The 15,881-nt window shown below is 70.1% G+C and carries 15 protein-coding genes; 8 read left to right on the forward strand and 7 right to left on the reverse strand.

The features are described from left to right. Nucleotides 1-269 precede the first annotated feature (269 nt). Both SY84_RS08645 and SY84_RS08650 read left to right on the forward strand, forming a co-directional pair. Nucleotides 270-1,160 (forward strand): GNAT family N-acetyltransferase, encoded by an 891-nt coding sequence (locus tag SY84_RS08645; RefSeq protein WP_046845068.1) that lies wholly within the window; start codon nt 270-272, stop codon nt 1,158-1,160. Between the two features lie 5 nt (nt 1,161-1,165). Beyond that, nucleotides 1,166-2,062, forward strand: a complete 897-nt coding sequence (locus SY84_RS08650; RefSeq protein WP_046843680.1) for a GNAT family N-acetyltransferase — start codon at nt 1,166-1,168, stop codon at nt 2,060-2,062. An 89-nt stretch (nt 2,063-2,151) separates the two neighbouring features. Here the strand turns inward: SY84_RS08650 and SY84_RS08655 are convergent, their stop codons facing one another. Beyond that, on the reverse strand, nt 2,152-3,576 hold the full coding sequence (locus SY84_RS08655) for a tetratricopeptide repeat protein (RefSeq protein WP_046843681.1): 1,425 nt from the start codon (nt 3,574-3,576) through the stop codon (nt 2,152-2,154). Nucleotides 3,577-3,671: 95 nt separating this feature from the next. On the opposite strand from SY84_RS08655, the gene SY84_RS08660 reads away from it, so the two are divergent. Next, nucleotides 3,672-4,178 (forward strand): ATP-dependent metallopeptidase FtsH/Yme1/Tma family protein, encoded by a 507-nt coding sequence (locus SY84_RS08660; protein ID WP_157882936.1) that lies wholly within the window; start codon nt 3,672-3,674, stop codon nt 4,176-4,178. Between the two features lie 120 nt (nt 4,179-4,298). Continuing rightward, nucleotides 4,299-6,164, forward strand: coding sequence for an ATP-dependent zinc metalloprotease FtsH (gene ftsH, locus SY84_RS08665; protein ID WP_046843683.1), 1,866 nt, complete (start codon nt 4,299-4,301; stop codon nt 6,162-6,164). A gap of 292 nt (nt 6,165-6,456) precedes the next feature. Here the strand turns inward: ftsH and SY84_RS08670 are convergent, their stop codons facing one another. The 3 genes from SY84_RS08670 to SY84_RS08680 are packed head-to-tail and all read right to left on the reverse strand — an operon-like array spanning nt 6,457 to nt 8,182. Then, nucleotides 6,457-7,122 carry an SHOCT-like domain-containing protein gene (locus tag SY84_RS08670; protein ID WP_046843684.1) on the reverse strand — a complete coding sequence of 222 codons (666 nt, stop codon included), beginning with the start codon at nt 7,120-7,122 and terminating at the stop codon, nt 6,457-6,459. Continuing rightward, nucleotides 7,119-7,310: a hypothetical protein gene (locus SY84_RS08675; RefSeq protein WP_046843685.1), complete on the reverse strand. Its 192-nt coding sequence runs from the start codon at nt 7,308-7,310 to the stop codon at nt 7,119-7,121. The genes SY84_RS08670 and SY84_RS08675 overlap by 4 nt, the downstream gene beginning before the upstream one ends. Continuing rightward, the gene (locus SY84_RS08680; RefSeq protein WP_046843686.1) at nt 7,307-8,182 is read right to left on the reverse strand and encodes a hypothetical protein; all 876 of its coding nucleotides are present in this window, start codon (nt 8,180-8,182) and stop codon (nt 7,307-7,309) included. The genes SY84_RS08675 and SY84_RS08680 overlap by 4 nt, the downstream gene beginning before the upstream one ends. A gap of 248 nt (nt 8,183-8,430) precedes the next feature. Here SY84_RS08680 and SY84_RS08685 point away from each other — a divergent pair, with 248 nt between their 5' ends. The 4 genes from SY84_RS08685 to SY84_RS08700 all read left to right on the forward strand — a co-directional run bounded on the left by SY84_RS08685 (nt 8,431) and on the right by SY84_RS08700 (nt 12,758). Then, nucleotides 8,431-9,819, forward strand: a complete 1,389-nt coding sequence (locus SY84_RS08685) for an RNB domain-containing ribonuclease (RefSeq protein ID WP_046843687.1) — start codon at nt 8,431-8,433, stop codon at nt 9,817-9,819. Between the two features lie 312 nt (nt 9,820-10,131). Continuing rightward, nucleotides 10,132-10,401, forward strand: coding sequence for a hypothetical protein (locus tag SY84_RS08690; protein ID WP_046843688.1), 270 nt, complete (start codon nt 10,132-10,134; stop codon nt 10,399-10,401). Nucleotides 10,402-10,490: 89 nt separating this feature from the next. Further along, nucleotides 10,491-10,844 carry a hypothetical protein gene (locus SY84_RS08695; protein WP_046843689.1) on the forward strand — a complete coding sequence of 118 codons (354 nt, stop codon included), beginning with the start codon at nt 10,491-10,493 and terminating at the stop codon, nt 10,842-10,844. Between the two features lie 138 nt (nt 10,845-10,982). Beyond that, entirely contained in the window at nt 10,983-12,758 is a 1,776-nt protein-coding gene (locus SY84_RS08700; protein WP_046843690.1) for a WD40 repeat domain-containing protein, read from the forward strand. Between the two features lie 135 nt (nt 12,759-12,893). Here the strand turns inward: SY84_RS08700 and SY84_RS08705 are convergent, their stop codons facing one another. Genes SY84_RS08705 through SY84_RS08715 form a run of 3 tightly spaced genes read right to left on the reverse strand, consistent with a single transcriptional unit; the run spans nt 12,894 to nt 15,860 of the window. Then, entirely contained in the window at nt 12,894-13,364 is a 471-nt protein-coding gene (locus SY84_RS08705) for a hypothetical protein (RefSeq protein ID WP_046845069.1), read from the reverse strand. A gap of 38 nt (nt 13,365-13,402) precedes the next feature. Next, on the reverse strand, nt 13,403-14,575 hold the full coding sequence (locus SY84_RS08710) for a DUF1501 domain-containing protein (RefSeq protein WP_046843691.1): 1,173 nt from the start codon (nt 14,573-14,575) through the stop codon (nt 13,403-13,405). Nucleotides 14,576-14,594: 19 nt separating this feature from the next. Further along, on the reverse strand, nt 14,595-15,860 hold the full coding sequence (locus tag SY84_RS08715) for a DUF1800 domain-containing protein (RefSeq protein WP_046843692.1): 1,266 nt from the start codon (nt 15,858-15,860) through the stop codon (nt 14,595-14,597). Nucleotides 15,861-15,881: the final 21 nt, after the last annotated feature.

The raw sequence follows: 15,881 nt of genomic DNA on the forward strand, positions 1-15,881 counted from the left end.
GGTCCGCGGGACAGAAGAAGCGCTCCCGGCAACACGGGAGCGGGGAGAATACCGATTCAGAGCCCTCCGTCCTGGGGAGCAGGCGCACCAGCGGCACCTCCATTCCGGTACAGGCAGAATACGCCAGATACAGAATAGACGCAAGCTCTTCCGTGAATATCCACTGAGTCAACATGCAGTGACCATTGAGCCCGCCTTCATCCCAGGTAGGCCAGATGGCGTACCCGCGCCATTCGCGCCGCGCCCACACGCCAGCGCACAGTGAACGCATGCACCTCCGCTCCCCTGAACCGGCAGACGCGTACGCGGCCGCCCTGCTCCTCAACAGCACCCAGGAACCCCACTTCCATACCACCGCCACCCGGCTGTGCACCACCTGGGAACGCCACCCCACCCGCACGCTTGTCGTGGGTGAGCCCGGTCGTCCACGCGGTCTGCTCACATGGTGGGCACCGGAGTTCCACCCCACCCACCTGTGGACCGGTCTTCACCTGCACCCCGACCACCGCGCCGACGACACTGGTCCCACCCTTCTGCACGCCGCACGCGACGCCGCACGCGCTCAGGGCCGCACGCACCTGTGGCTGAGCGTCCGTGAGGACTACCTGGGCGCCGCCCCCGATCTGCCTACCCTGGGCCTGCGCGAGGTGCACCGCACCTTCGGCGGCGGGCTGCACCTGCGGGGCTGGACTGACCCCACCACCGACCTCCGCCAGCAGTTGGTGACCCAGGGCTATCACTTCACGCCCGCCCAGCCATACACCGACGACCCACGACTGCACGACCTGTACGCCCGCACCCGCGACCACAAAGTCACGGCAGCGCCGACCATTCCCGCCGCCTCCCCTGTCCTGGCCAACGGGGACGCCCTCTGGGACGCCGCGCATCTCGCGTGGCAGGGCGAGACCCTCGTCGGCATCTCCCTGCCGGAACGCTCGCGGCTGAACGCCTGGAACGCCGTCCTGACCGTCACTCCTGACCACCGCGGCCGGGGGGTGGGCCGCGCGCTGCTGGCCCTGACGGCCAGCATGCTCCGCGAGCAGGGCTTCACCTTCCTGAATGCCGCCGGCAGCGCCCGCGACGTGGCGTACCTGCGCGCCCTGCGACAGGTGGGCGCGCACATCGAACCCGACTGGATCGCCTGGGAGACGCCATGCTGAGCACCATGCGCCACCTCCGCCCGTTCCGCGCCGCCGACGCCTCAGCCGTCGCCCGCCTCGTGACCGCAGGGGTCCGCGGCCACTGGACGTACACTCCAGCGCACTTCCGGGAGGCGCAGCCCGGCACTCGCCCCACCCGCCTCGTCGCCGAGCAGGACGGCGTGGTGGTCGCCACCGCGCGCCTCGCGCCGTTCGGGGCGGGCGTGCCGGACGCGCTGCGGCTGGACGTCGCCGGGGACGGTGCGTCGTTCACGCCGCTGCTGTTGGCGCAACTGGCCGAGGCGCCGGGCGGCTTCCGGCGCGTGCTGGGCGTCACCCGCGAGGACTTCACCGAGCAGATGACCTTCTTCGCGGCGGCAGGTTTCCGCAACGCGTGGCAGTCCTGGGGAGCGCACCTTGACCTGACGACCTTCGACCCTGCCCCCTTCGAGCCGTTGCAGGAGCGGCTGTTCCTCGCCGGGTACGAACCCGGGCGCCTCAGCCCAGACGCGCCGGACGCCGACTGGGACGCCCTCTACGCCCTGCATCAGACCGGCGTGCGCGACCAGCCACGCAACCCGACCACCACCCCCGATCCCCTCACACGTGATGGCCTGCGGGACGTCCTCCGGCGTGAGGAGTCCGCGTTCGTCACGCGCTGGCGCGGGCAGATCGTCGCCCTGACCCGCCTCACCCCGCGCGGGCCCGAGGTGGACAGTGAAGGCAGCGTCACGCACCAGGGGCACCGCGCGCGCGGCGTGATGACCGCCCTGAAAGCCCACGCGCTGACCTGGGCGCAGGGGGCGGGCCACACGCACGCCGGGACGGGCGGCACCGTCCTGAACCTTCCCATGCTGCGCGTGAACACCCGCCTGGGCTACCGCGTGGACCACATGTGGATCACCTGGGAAAAGGAGCTCTGAGCCGTGAGCTCTGAGGGCAAGCGACAGCCGGAGCGTCCACTCTTCTCCTCATAGCCCATGGCGCACAGCCGGAAGCCTCCCCCCTGCGCTCAGTTCAGCATCCGGCCGCCGGTGCCGCCCTGCTGCGACAGGAGCGCCTCGGCCTTGCGCAGGTGCTCCAGCAGGGTCACGTGCCAGTCGTCGCTGTCGGGCGTGTGGGCCAGCGCCTGCTGCGCGTGCGCGTACGCGGCGGCCGGGTCGGGGAAGCCCTGCTGCGCCATGACGTCGGCGGCCATCTGGTGCGCGGTGACCCAGTCGCGGCTCTCGGGGGCGGCCTCGCGGATCACGCGGTCGTAGTGTTCAAGCGCCTCGTCCAGCTGGAAGTAGTCCAGCGCGACGCTGCCCAGCACGAGACTGGCGGGGATCACGGCGCCCTGCGCGAGGGCCTGCTCGGCCTCCAGCTGCGCCTCCTGCAGGCGGCCCAGGCGGTAATCGCACTCGGCGATGTCGGCCAGGACCTCCGGCTGGTACGGGTACTCCGGGTCGGCCAGCACAGCCTCCAGTTTCTCTCGGGCGTCCACGGGGCGGTCCAGGTCCAGCAGGGCGACGCCCAGTTCGTGGTTCGCGTAGGGCCGGTCGGCGTCCGTGGCGAGTTTCAGGGCGTCCTCGAAGGCGTTCAGGGCGTCCTGCTGGCGGCCCAGATGGGTCAGGACCTGCCCGCGCACGAGGGCCACGCCGTAGCTGGGGTCGCCGTGCTGCGTTTCCAGGCGGGCGGCCTCGCGGATCATGTCGTGCGCGGCGTCCGGCTGGCCCAGGTTCAGCAGCGCCTGTGCCCGCAGGTAGTGCCACGTGGCGAGGTTCAGCCCGGCGTCCTCGGCGTCGTGCACGCCGGGGCGCGTGGGGTACAGCAGCCGCGCCTGATCCAGGGTGTTCTTCGCGGCCTCGGCCTGCCCGAGCTGGAGTTGCAGCGCCGCCTGTTCCTGAAGCATCACGGCGCGGTTCAGGCCCTGCGCGAGGTGCGCGGCCTCGCCGTACAGGTTCGCGGCGTCGGCGGTCTGCCCCAGGCCCTCGTTCGCCTCGGCCTCCCAGGACCGCAGGCGCCAGCGCAGGTGCGGCGGCAGGTCGGACGCCGGGAGGTGGATGTCCAGCGCCGCCTGCCCCTCGTCCATCAGCACCAGGGCGCACAGCGCGTGGAAGCGGGCCAGTGGGTCGGCGGCCTCGCGGGCGGCCGCACTGGGGGGGGCGGCGTCGGGGCCGCGCGTGCGGGCGTCGAGTTCCGCCATGAGCGCCTGGTACAGGGGGTCCTCGCGCAGGCTGGGGTCGATGGTGCGGGCCTCGCGCAGCGTGGCGCCCAGGTCGGTGGTGGCGGCGTCGCCGTACAGGGCGTGCAGGCTGCCGAGCAGGAGGGTCAGGCGGGCGCGTTCGGGGCGGTGGGCTTCGCGCATGGCGGCGTCCAGCACGCCGAAGGCCTGCTCGTAGTCGCCGCCGGCGAGCGCCTCGCACACTTGCTGCCAGGTGGTGGCCACGTCAATCATTCCCCGTCAGGATACGGCACGCGCGCCCACAGGGGCGGACTCCCTGCACCTTTCGTCGCTTGCAGGCCGCGCGGGGGCTGGGGTGTCATGGGGGGATGAGACAACGTGGAGCGTGGGGGACCGTGGCGGGCGGCGTGCTGGCACTGGGCCTTCTGGGACTGGCGCTGCTGGCGGCGCTGGGCGTGTGGGGCCTGTCGTGGTGGTCGGGCGCGCGGGCGCAGGCCGTGCCGTACGCGGAGTTCCGGTCACTGCTGGAGGCCGGGCAGGTGGCGCGGGTGGTGGTGCGGGGCGAGACGGCGACCGTGACGCTGGAGCAGCCGGTCCCGGTGCCGGTCCTGACCCCGGGCGGCCCGGTGACGCGTGACGCGCGGAAGCTGCGGATGCGCGTGCCGGATGAGGTGCTTACGTCAGACACCCACCTGATGGCCCTCTTTCAGCAGCAGCGCGTGGACCTGCGCATCGAGCAGCCCACCCAGTGGCTCGGGATCCTGCTGAATTTCCTGCCAGTGCTGCTGTTGGTGGGCTGGGCGGGCACGGTCGCGGCCCTGCTGGTGGGGCTGGGGTGGTGGGCCGCGCGGCGCCTGAAGGTTGCCAATCCCTAAAGCACAGGTGTGAGGTGGGACAATTTCATACACCTTGAGTCTGGTAGACTCAACTTCAGCGGGGGCCTGCCCCCCACCTCGCCCCATTCACCCTCTTCTCTCCCTCCGGAGGACCTGTTCTTGAAACGGCTCAATCCCTGGCTGATCGTCCTGTTCGTCCTGGCCCTGTTCCTGATGTTCTCGCAGGCTCCACTGAGCGGGCGTTCCAGCGTGAACTACACCCAATTCAAATCCCTGCTGGAAGGCGGGCAGGTCGAGCGCGTCATCGTCCGCGAGAACAACGCGAACGTGACCCTCAAGCAGCCCACCTCCATCGATGTGAACACCGCCAGCGGCCCACAGGAGCGTGAAGTCAAGGACTTCAGTGTGCGCCTGCCCGGCAGCGTCGCCACGCCCGACGACAACCTGATCCCACTGATGCAGCAGCAGGGCGTGGATCTGCGCTTCGAGCAGCCCAGCCAGTGGCTCGGCATCCTGCTGAACTTCCTGCCCATCATCCTGCTGTTCGGCATGATGTACTTCTTCTTCATGCGCGCCCAGGGCGGCCAGAGCGGCGTCATGCAGTTCGGGCAGAGCAAGGCCAAGAAGTACGGCAAGGAAAACCGCGTGCCCACCAAGTTCACCGACGTGGCCGGGCATGAGGAAGCCAAGCGGGAACTCGTGGAGGTCGTGGACTTCCTGAAAAACCCCGGCAAGTACCACCAGATCGGCGCGGAAATTCCCAAGGGCGTGCTGCTCGTGGGCCCTCCCGGAACGGGTAAGACGCTGCTGGCCCGCGCGATCGCCGGTGAGGCCGACGTGCCCTTCTTCAGCGTGAGCGCCTCGGAATTCATGGAGATGTTCGTGGGGGTCGGCGCCAGCCGCGTCCGCACGCTGTTCGAGGACGCCCGCAAGAGCGCACCCGCGATCATGTTCATCGACGAGATCGACTCCATCGGCCGCAAGCGTGGCGCGGGGATCGGCGGCGGGCACGACGAGCGCGAGCAGACCCTCAACCAGATCCTGTCGGAGATGGACGGCTTCGACAAGAGCAGCAGCGTCATCGTGCTGGCCGCCACCAACCGTCCCGACGTGCTCGACCCGGCCCTGCTGCGCCCCGGCCGCTTCGACCGTCAGGTCACCATCGACCTGCCGAACCTCAAGGAGCGCGAGGCGATCCTGAAGGTGCACCTGCGCAACAAGCCCCTGGCGAGCGGCGTGGATGTCCCCGAAGTCGCCAAGAGCACGCCGTACTTCAGCGGCGCCGACCTGAAGAACGTCACGAACGAGGCCGCCCTGGAAGCTGCCCGCGTCGGCAAGACCCAGATCGACATGAGCGACTTCTACCGCGCCCTGGACAAGATCACCCTGGGCCTGGAGAACGGCAGCCTGACGATCAGCGACCAGGAGAAGAAGGCCATCGCGTACCACGAGGCCGGACACGCCGTCACCGCCGCCGTCATCCCCGGCAGCGACAAGCTCCAGAAGGTCAGCATCATCCCGCGCGGCCGCGCGCTGGGCGCCGCGTTCTACCTGCCCGAAGAGCAGGTCCTGATGAGCAAGGAGCGCCTGGAAAACCAGTTGATCGTCGCGCTGGGTGGCCGCGCCGCCGAGGAAGTCTTCATGGGCAGCGTCACCAGTGGCGCCGCGGACGACTTCCGCAAGGCCACGAACATCGCCCGCAAGATGGTCCTCGAGTGGGGCATGGGCGACAACTTCAAGAACATGGCCCTCACCACCGACAGCGGCCCCGTGTTCCTGGGTGAGGACATGGCCAAACCCAAGGCGTTCAGCGAGCACACCAGCCAGCTGGTCGACGAGGACGTCAAGCGCATCCTGACCCGCGCGTTCGAACGCGCCCGGGAACTCGTCACCGAGTACCAGCAGGCCATGCACGAGGTCGCCGACGCCCTGCTGACGCAGGAACTCATCACCGGCGACGTCGTGCGCGAAGCGGTCAGCCGCGTGGGTGGGCAGGCTCAGCCCATGCCGCAGACGACCGCCTGAATCTACAGCCGCACTCCGCGAACCGCTCCCAGATCATCGGGGGCGGTTTTTCATGGCCTGGACAGAACTTGCGGCAGCGGTCACCCGACGACCTGAACCTGTTGACGTGCAGTACGCGGGACGCTCACGCCCTCTCCCGATGCGACAGAGTGAGCGGGAAGGCGAGGGGGACACCAGGGAACCTGCAAGCTCGCGCCGGCACCTGAATCCCGTCGGGCCTCTCCCCCACCCTGTCCCGGCAGCAGGGCGCCGCCCCCGCATGTGGACGGGGGCGGCGTGGGTTCGGCTGCGGTCACTGGAGGCTGATGTGGACTTCGTTGCCGTGCTGGTCCTGCGCGTCGATCAGCGGGCCGGGGTAGGGGCTGGCCTCGATCAGCAGGCGCAGGGCGTCCAGGGTGAAACCGGCGCTCTCCAGGGCCGAGCGTCCGTGGGGAGGGATCAGGCGGTCGAGGTGCGGGGCGAGGCTGACGGGGATGTTCGCGTTGTACTCGTCGCCGTGCTGACTTTCCACCTTGATCCGCAGGATGCGGGGACCGGGGGGCATGTGGGGGTGGTGCATGTCGGGGTGCTGGCCGTGCAGTTCACGTTCGACCTGACCGGTGATGTTCTCGACCATGCTGTCAATTCCTCCGGTGATGCGGTCCACGAGGCCGTCGAGACCGCGGGGGCGCTGGCCGCCGATGACGACCTGGGGGCGGCGGGGCGGCTGTGGGGGCTGGGGCGGCTGGGGTGGGGTGAAGCCGAATCCGGCGTCCCGGACGCCGCGCAGCAGCATGATGTGCTCGGCGACCTGCCCCGCGTCGAGTTCGGGGCGGTCCAGCAGCGCGGAGATGAATTCGCGGTCGCTTTCGGTCAGGGCGAGTTTGGGGCTCAGGGCGGCCAGGAGCGGTCCGGCGTCGTCCAGGGTGAGTTTCCCGGCGCGGATCAGGTCAAGGATGCGGCGGATCTTCTCTTTCATGGCCGTCCTCCGAGCAGGGCGCGCTGCATGCGGGCGCGGTGCGCCTCGGCGTCCAGGGTGCGGCGCAGCTGCGTGCAGGCGTGGGCCTGGGCGGCGTCGGGGGTCAGGAGGCGCGTCAGGTGGGCGCGCAGGCTGGCGCGGAGTTCACGCAGGGTGGGCAGGTAGGGGGTGGGGTGCAGGGTGGTCATGCGGTCACGACCTTCAGGTTTCCGGCGGTGATCTGGCAGTGCAGGCGGGCGTCGCCGCTCCCGATCTGGCCGGTGTGGTGGGTGTTCAGGAGTCCGCCGCTGCGGCCCGTGGGGAAGTCGGCCTTGAAGGAGCCGAGGGTGACGCGGGCGTCGAGCTGGACGCTGCTGCCGGGTTGAAGGTGCAGTTTCGCGTTCCCGGCGTTCACCTCGACGCGGTGGTCGCCGCCGCTGAGCGTGCCGGCCCAGGTGAGGTTGCCGCCGTTGACGCTGGCGTTCAGGGTGGCGGCGCCGGTCAGGGTGAGGTTCCCGCCGTTGACGGTGACGGTGCTGGGGCCGCTCATCTCGGCGGCGTTCAGGTTCCCGCCGTTCACGTCGGCGTGGAGGCTGTGGGCGCGGCCCGCGCGGACGTTCCCGCCGTTGACTTCGGCGCGCAGTTCTCCGGCGAGGTCGGGCAGCGTGAGGTTGCCGCCGCTGATCTCGGCGTGGGTGTGGCCGGGCGTGAAGGGCACCGTGAGGATGGCCTTGAGGTTCGGGACGTGCCCCTGCTGGCCGGGGGTGCGGGCGACGCGCCAGCCCTGCGGGGTGTGGTCGAGGCTCAGGTGCCCGTCGAGGTTCACGGCGAGGTGCGGGGTGCTCAGGGCGGCGTCGGTCAGGACGGTGAGGGTGTAGCCGCGGACGAGCAGGTGCAGGTCGCGGGTGGCGTCGGCGGGGTGGTCGCCCGGCGCCAGGGGGCTGGTCGGCTGGGTCTGGGCGGTGGGGGTGTCCTGGGTGTCGTCCAGGAGTCCCTGGGCTTCCTCGGGGGTGAGTTTGCCTTCGGCCACCAGACGCTGGACATGGGCGTGGAACTCGCTTGCGGGATGCTGGTCATTCATGCTGCCCTCCTGAGCACCATAGAAACATCGATCTTCCAATCTGTCAAGTTCAGTTTTACAGACGATGAAGCTGGGCTTTCCGGTATCAACCCGGGGACCAGAAACACACCGGCCAGCACAGCAAACCGCCACACGCGGCTCCCTGAACACACCGCCGCCACCCCGACAACCTTGATAGTCGGATCAACGAATAGCAAGTCCGGCTTTCCATGCCCGCCCCGGGCCGCCTCGGCCCTATGCTCTGGGGCATGACCCTGCCCGACCTCACGCCCGCGCAGCGCACCGAGCTGGAACTGCTCGCCCGCGGCAAACAGGACAAGAGCCGCACCATGCGCGACCTGAAGCAACCCGAGACGCCCGAGGCCGCGCACGCCCTGCTGCTGCGCGCCGGACTGTGGACCGACGCCCGCACGCCCTACGCCGACCGACTGGGCGCCGCCCTGAATCCCGTCACGCTGGACGTGCCGCCCTTCACGCCCGAACAGCGGCTGGACCTGACTCACCTGGACGTGTACGCCATCGACGACGAGGGCAACCGCGACCCGGACGACGCCGTGGGCATCGAGGCGCTGCCCGGCGGCCTGACCCGCCTGTGGGTGCACGTCGCGGACGTCGCCGCGCTGGCCCCTGCCGACAGCCCGCTGGACCTAGAGGCCCGCGCGCGCGGCGCGACCCTGTACCTCCCGGACCGCACCATCGGCATGCTGCCCGACGCGCTGGTCGAGCAGGCGGGCCTGGGGCTGCACGACACCAGCCCCGCGCTGAGCATCAGCCTGGACCTCGACGAGGACGGCAACGCCGACGCCGTGGACGTGCAACTGACGACCGTGCGCGTGCAGCGCCTGACGTACACGCAGGCGCAGGAGCGGCTGGACGCAGGTCAGGAGCCGTTCGTGACGCTGGCCCGCCTGGCCGCCGCGAGCCGCGAGCTGCGCGTGCAGGAGGGCGCCCTGAGCATCGACCTGCCCGAGGTCCGCGTGAAGGCCGACGAGGCAGGCGCGACCGTCACGCCCCTGCCCAAGCCCGAGATGCGGGTGGTGGTGCAGGAATGCATGACGCTGGCCGGGTGGGGCGCCGCGATCTACGCGGACGACCACGCCATTGCCCTGCCGTTCGCCACGCAGGACCCGCCCCACCGCGAGGTGCGCGGCGACACGCTGCCCGCCCAGTGGGCGCGGCGGCGCACGCTGGCCCGCACCCGCTTCCAGCCCGCGCCGGGACCGCACGCCGGGATGGGCCTGGACCTGTACACGCAGGCGACCAGCCCCATGCGCCGCTACCTGGACCTGGTGGTGCACCAGCAGCTGCGCGCCCATCTGGCCGGGCAGGACGGCCTGAGCGGCAAGGAGGTGGCGGCGCGCGTGGCGCAGGCGCAGATGAACGCGGACGCCACCCGGCAGGCCGAGCGCCTGAGCCGCAGGCATCACACCCTGCGCTTCATCGCCGCGCAGCCCGAGCGGGCTTGGGAGGCGGTCGTGGTGGAGCGCCGGGGACCGCAGGCAACGCTGCTGATCCCGGATCTGGCCTTCGACCTGCCGCTGAGCACGCCCGCCGCGCCCGGCACGGCGCTGCGCGTGCGGCTGGGCGACGTGAACCTGCCGAACCTGACGCTGCGCGCGCGGGTCGTCACGGACTGACAGCAGTGTCCAGTTGCACTGAAGGGCCAACACCACGCCCTTCAATTCCACTTCCAACCGCTGGTGTTGTCAGGTGCTCGCTCTGCGGCGCAGCTCTTCGAGTCGGCTCGTTCGGGAATCTTGAAGGTGCCCTTCAAGATTCCCGAATTCTGCTGTGAGCCGATCAACCTGGGGTGGTGCGGGGAGCTGCATAAAATCACAGCGCCGAAGTTAGCAAATAACGAAAAACAGCGTGACAGACGCACAATCTGCTTCCCGAAACCTGATTCATCTTTCATTCATCCACCCCCGCGCATGACTACACTGCCAGTCATGTCCGCCGCGAGCACCCTCCCCAGCGACATCGTGTCCCTCCGCATGAGCCACTGCAGGGCCGAGCACGCCGCGCGTGAAGCGCAGTACCACCTCGCCGTGCTGCACTACCGCACCTGCCTGGAGGCCGCCGAACGCCGTGAGGACTGCCGCGCCGTGGAATTCTTCGCGCTGAAACTCGCCGGGTGCTACGACCAGATGGGCCTGAACGCTAAGGCCGCCAGCTTCCGCGCGCTGGCAGGCAGCGGCGACGCCCTCCTGCTCGGCTGAGCCGACCCCTGAACTGACCGCCGCGCCCCGTGAACCTGCAGGGGCGCGGCGGTCAGTTCCCCCTCAGCTTCGCGCGGCACACTCGGTGCATGACCAGCCTGTCCCTCACCCTGCTGCGCCGCGCTGTCCTGCCCCTCGCCCTGTTCGGCAGCGCCCACGCTGCCACCCTCGACCTGAAAGTCGGCCAGACCGGGCAACTGGGGGACGCGACCGTCACGCTGCTGCGCACGCAGGACAGCCGCTGCCCCATGAACGCCCGCTGCATCCAGGCCGGGGACCTGATCACCAGCGTCCTGGTGCGCGAGGGCAGCCGCGTGCGCCTGCTGCGCCTGAAACTCTCGGACACGACCGCCCACTCGGCAGGGCTGCATATCAGCGGCGCGACCGCCACCATGGCCGGGCAGCGCCTGCCAGTGACCGTGACCTTCAGCGACGGCGATTGATCAGAGGGAGGCGTCGATCAGAGGGTGGGGCGCTGACGGGAGGGGGCGCAGCCCAGCCCGCGTGAGCCATCCGGCCGGGTAGGCACCTCCGCCTAAATGTGGATACCCTCACGGTCACTTTTCCATACAGTGGGTCACATGAGAACCCTGCTGCTGAGCGTCGCGCTGACCCTGGGGGGCGCGTCCGCCCTGACCCTCTCCAAACCCGCCGTGTACACCGTGCCGGGCGCGGACTCGCACCTCGCGGCGTTCCTGCCGGGCGGGCAGGTGGCCGTGGACGCCGACAACGCCGTGATGATCCTCGACCAGAACCTGAAGACCGTCCGCGCGTGGTACGGCCTGCAGGGCGCCGTGCAGGCCCTGAGTGCCAGCCCGGACGGCACCCGCGTCGCCGCGCTGGGCCGGGACCGCTGGGTCGTGTGGGACGCCCGCACCGGCCAGGAGGTCCGCAGCGGCACCCCCGAGTACGACACCACCCTGGCGTTCGCCGCCGACGGCGCCCTGCTGATGCTGAACGACGGCACCCTGACCCGCATGGACCTGCAGAGCGGCCAGACCACCGACGTACTCGGTGACGGCGAGGCGTACGACGTGCGCGTCAGCGCGGACGGCACCCTGGCCGCCGTCATCTACGAGGACCGCGTGGACCTCGTGGCGCTCGCCGACGCGCAGGTCATCGCCAGCAGCGCGATCAGCGACGAGTGGGACGGCCTGGAGGCGACCTTCAGCCCGGACGCTCAGGCCGCCGTGATCCGCACCGGGTCCGAGACGCTGATCCTGCGCGGCGGCGCCGAAGCCACCGAGGTCGAGGGCGGCGAGGACCTCAGCCTGGACGGCAGCGTGGTCTTCCTGAACGACGCGCAGTTCCTGTACGCCGAGTACGGCGATGGACAACTGTTCGACGCGCAGACCGGCGAGGCCATCGGCGAGACGCTGGAACTCGACAGCTTCGACACGCTGGTCGGCGGCCCCGGCGGGCAGGTACTCAGCCTGGGCGGCAGCGTGGGCCGCCTGACCCTGGACGCCCTGGACGCCCCGGCGCGCCCACAGGTGAAACTGCCCAGCGGCAACACCTGGACCGGCGCGTTCATCGGCGGCGTGCCGCACGCGGGCCTGGGCGAGTTCATCAACCTGAAGACCGGCAAGGGCCTGAACGTCGGCAACCGCGACCGCCTGTACGCCGCCGAGACGCAGGGCGGACAGGTGTGGACCCTGAACGGCAGCGGCGCCGTGAACGTGTACCGCGCCGGAAAGATCGTGAAACTTCCCGCGCTGAGCAGCAAGGTGGACTTCGAGACGCTGCACACCTCCCCTGACGGGCGCTACGCCGCCCTGAGCGGCTACGAGGGCCTGGCGCTGCTGGACGGGCAGACCGCGAAGATCGTCGCGCAGTTCACGGCGGCGCAACTGAAAGTCGAGGACATCCACGACGCGCTCCCCACCACCGACGGCAAGGCCGTGCTGGTCATCCCGCACGAGGGCAACCCCCTGCGCCTGGACGTGAAAACCGGCAAAACCCAGGCCGCCGTGAAACTCCCGGCCGACGCCTCCAGCGACGAACTCCAGCAGAGTCGAGGCGGAACGCTCGCCGTGGCGTACTCGGTGGACGACGCGCCGTTCGTGGCCCTCGTCAAACCCGGCGCGACCACCGCCTTCAGGACCCTGAAGTTCACCGCGGACGTGCGCGCCCTGCGCTTCAGCCCCGACGGGAAACTCCTGGCCGTCCTGACGAACGACGCGAAGAACGCCCTGCACGTCTTCGACACCGCCAGCGGCACCCTGCTGGCCCGCGCCGGGCAGTTCAGCCTGCGCACGAACCTCCTGACCTGGTCCGACACCGGCACGCAGCTGATGGTCGGCGCCGGACAGGTCGGCCAGCCCGGCAGCGTCAGCGTGTACGACGTCAAACGCTGATACCCCCAGCAGAATGCAGAGGCGCCCCCACTGGACTGGGGGCGCCTCTGCACATCACCCACCCGGCGCATAGGCTTGACCGCCCCTGCATACCGCGCTATATTTTCGGACATCACCGCCCGAGAGGCGGCTTTTTTATTTTCCCGCCTTCTTCTTCGGCGGGGCGAATTGCTCGGCGCCTCCGGCCGCCGCGAACGCCGCGCGCAGCTCGTCCAGGGGCTGCCCGGGGCGGCTGGCCGGGTCGCCGGGAAGGGTCTTCGCGTGGATCTCCAGCGCGTCCGGGTAGCTGTCGCCGTCCGCGTCGGTATCGGCCTGCAGGAGGGTGGACAGCGCCTGTGGGAAGGTCAGGTGCCGTCCCTCTTTGGCCTCGCTTGCGAAGGTGGCCTGGATGGCCTGCCCGAAGGGATTCCAGGGGGCGCCGCCGTCCGGGTTGACGTGGCAGTACGTGCAGGGCATGACGCGGCGGTCCAGTTCCCACAGCTCGTTCCCTTCGGTCAGGTGCAGCTGCGGCGCGGCCTGGATGCGGTAGCGGGGCAGCGCCCCGGCGGTGCTGAGCAGGGGCGAAAGCAGCACCAGCCCCGCCAGCGTCAGTCCGACCCCCTTCACGCTGGCCCTGTGCACATGGGCGCCGTGCACGCGAGCGTTCACGCGATCCAGCGCGGTCCGGTGAAGGTGCCGCCCAGGATGCCGCGCGCGTCCAGGTTCAGCCAGCGGGTCAGGGCCTCGGCGTACACGCCCCGGAAGTCCTGCCTGTACTTGATGTCCCCTTCGGACAGGTCTTCGAGGTCGGGGCTGCTGCCGTGCACGCCGCCCTTCACACCCTGCCCGAACGCGAACATGACGCTGCCCTTGCCGTGGTCGGTCCCCGCACTGCCGTTCTCCGCGACGCGCCGCCCGAACTCGGAGAAGCCCATCACGATCACGTCCTTGGCGAGGCCCTGGCGTTCCAGGTCGGCCTGGAAGGCACTCAGGCCCCCGGCGAGGGTGCCCAGCAGGCCGTCCTGCTCGGCGCGCTGCCCGGCGTGCGTGTCGAAGCCGCCCAGCGACACGTAGATCACGCGCTGCCCCACCCCGGCGGCGATCAGGCGCGCCGCGTCGCGCAGCTGCGAGGCGAACTTCGTGTCCGGGTACGTGGCGCCCGCCTTGTACTTCCTGACGTTCTCCTGCACTCGGGCCGTGTTCTTCAGCATCTGACGGGTGGCGCGGGTCAGGTACGCGGCCTCGCCGCTGCGCGGGGAGTTCAGCAGGGACTGGAAGGGGGTCTCCATCCCGCCCGGGAGTTTCAGCTGGAAGTTGTCCACCGAGTCGATGCTGGGCAGGCTGAAATCGCTGGCCTGGAGGGCCTGCGGCGTGGCGGCCCCCAGATTGCTGGCGCAGAACGGGTCGCCGATCTTCTCCGCGATCCGCCCGATCCAGCCGTCCGCCTGCGCCTGCGCGGGGTCGGCGGTGTGCCAGATGGCCATGCTGGCGAAGTGACTGCGGTTCGGGTTGGGGTACCCGACGTTCTCCATCCACGCGAGGTGCCCGTCGTCCCAGAGTTTCATCAGAGGTCGCAGGGCGGGGTGCATGCCCAGGTCGGGCGTGACGGTCAGCACGTCCTTTTTCGGGATGGCGATGTTGGGCCGCGCGGCATAGTACGCGCCGTTGCTGTAGGGAATCAGGGTGTTCAGGCCGTCGTTCCCGCCGGTCAGCTGCACGACCACCAGGGTTTTCGTGCCGCCGGCCTGGGTGGCGGCGCGGGCCAGGAAGCCGGGCATGCCGCTCGTGGCGGCGACCGCCAGGGCGGACAGTTTCAGGAAATCACGTCGGTTGGTCACGGGGCACTCCTCCGGGGGGTCAGGCGAGCTGGAATTCGGGGCTGATCAGGCTCAGGTACGTGCGCTGGCGGCCCTTGAGGCTGCTCAGGAGCACCGCGCCCGCCGGGCGTTCCTGGCCGGTCAGGGCCAGCAGGCTGGGCGGGGTGTCGAGGTTGGGGGCCTTGGAGCCCATGGTCAATGCGGCGGCGACCTGCATGCGCAGCAGCAGGGTGGTGTCGTTGATCCACTCGCGGCCGCCGTCCCAGCCCTTGACGGTGTCGGGTTCCAGCAGCACCTGTCCCATGCGCCCGGCGGTGCCGGCGAGGTTCAGCAGGGAGCGCGCGTCGATCTTCGGCTGGCCCAGCGTACGGATACCGCCCACCAGGAACTCAATGGGCGAGCGGATGATGCGCGAGCGGCTGGCGTAGAAGGCCTCACTGGCGAGCAGTTCGGTCAGGACGGCCATCACGTCGCCCTTTGTGCGGGTCCAGGTCTCGGCGCTGCTCCGGATGGCCGCGTCGTCGGGGGTGTCGGCCAGGAACGCGCGGTGCAGTTTGCGGCTCACGAAGGTGGCCGTGGCGGGCTGCGAGGTGGCGATCCGGACGATGTCCTCGCCCTTCAGGGCGCCGCTCTGGCCCAGGTACGTCTTCTTCCCGTCGTCGTGCTGCTGCGGCTGGTACATGAAGCGCGGCTGCTCGAGGTACTGCTTGTTGCCGCGCCCCCCCTGGTAGGACCAGCCGGTCAGGGCGCGTGCGCCCTCACGCACGTCGTTTTCCGTGTACGCACCGATGCCGGTCGTGAACAGTTCCAGCAGTTCCCGGCTGAAGTTCTCGTTCGGCTTGCCCTTGCGGTTCTGGTCGTTGTCGAGGTACCGGAGCATAGCCGGGGACTGCGCGACCTCCAGCGTGAAGCGCTCGAAGGACCGCGTGGCGGCGTGGCGGCGCAGCAGGTTCAGGTAGTCCACCACGGCGGGCACGTTGCGGACCTTGTCGGTGGCGATCACGAAGTGGTTGCTCCAGGTCAGGGCCAGTTTCTCGCGCAGCGGGTGCGGGCCGTACGCGAGTTCGTACAGCCACGCGCCGCGCCCGAGTTGCAGGGCCGCGCCGGGCGTCGCGCCCTGCATGGGATCGAAGGGGTTGCCGGGCGCGACGCTCTGATCGAAGGCCAGGGCCGCGCGGGCCACGTCCTGGGCTTTCTGGCCGACCAGGGCGCGGATCTGCTCGTCGGTCGCGCCGAAGGCGGTGCGGCGCAGGAAGTGCGCGGCGTCCTCGGCGGTCAGGGGGCGGGTCAGGGGGGTCAGGGGCATGCGGAACTCCTTGAAAGGGGG

Origin of the sequence: Deinococcus soli (ex Cha et al. 2016) (genome assembly GCF_001007995.1) — a bacterium.
GTDB lineage: Bacteria > Deinococcota > Deinococci > Deinococcales > Deinococcaceae > Deinococcus > Deinococcus soli.

Excerpts from the sequence above, each read along its gene's own strand:
- SY84_RS08645 (WP_046845068.1), top strand. The coding sequence starts at position 270 with ATGCACCTCCGCTCCCCTGAACCGGCAGACGCGTACGCGGCCGCCCTG.
- SY84_RS08650 (WP_046843680.1), top strand. The coding sequence starts at position 1,166 with ATGCGCCACCTCCGCCCGTTCCGCGCCGCCGACGCCTCAGCCGTCGCC.
- SY84_RS08655 (WP_046843681.1), bottom strand. The coding sequence starts at position 3,576 with ATGATTGACGTGGCCACCACCTGGCAGCAAGTGTGCGAGGCGCTCGCC.
- SY84_RS08660 (WP_157882936.1), top strand. The coding sequence starts at position 3,672 with ATGAGACAACGTGGAGCGTGGGGGACCGTGGCGGGCGGCGTGCTGGCA.
- SY84_RS08670 (WP_046843684.1), bottom strand. The coding sequence starts at position 7,122 with ATGAAAGAGAAGATCCGCCGCATCCTTGACCTGATCCGCGCCGGGAAA.
- SY84_RS08675 (WP_046843685.1), bottom strand. The coding sequence starts at position 7,310 with ATGACCACCCTGCACCCCACCCCCTACCTGCCCACCCTGCGTGAACTC.
- SY84_RS08680 (WP_046843686.1), bottom strand. The coding sequence starts at position 8,182 with ATGAATGACCAGCATCCCGCAAGCGAGTTCCACGCCCATGTCCAGCGT.
- SY84_RS08685 (WP_046843687.1), top strand. The coding sequence starts at position 8,431 with ATGACCCTGCCCGACCTCACGCCCGCGCAGCGCACCGAGCTGGAACTG.
- SY84_RS08690 (WP_046843688.1), top strand. The coding sequence starts at position 10,132 with ATGTCCGCCGCGAGCACCCTCCCCAGCGACATCGTGTCCCTCCGCATG.
- SY84_RS08695 (WP_046843689.1), top strand. The coding sequence starts at position 10,491 with ATGACCAGCCTGTCCCTCACCCTGCTGCGCCGCGCTGTCCTGCCCCTC.
- SY84_RS08700 (WP_046843690.1), top strand. The coding sequence starts at position 10,983 with ATGAGAACCCTGCTGCTGAGCGTCGCGCTGACCCTGGGGGGCGCGTCC.
- SY84_RS08715 (WP_046843692.1), bottom strand. The coding sequence starts at position 15,860 with ATGCCCCTGACCCCCCTGACCCGCCCCCTGACCGCCGAGGACGCCGCG.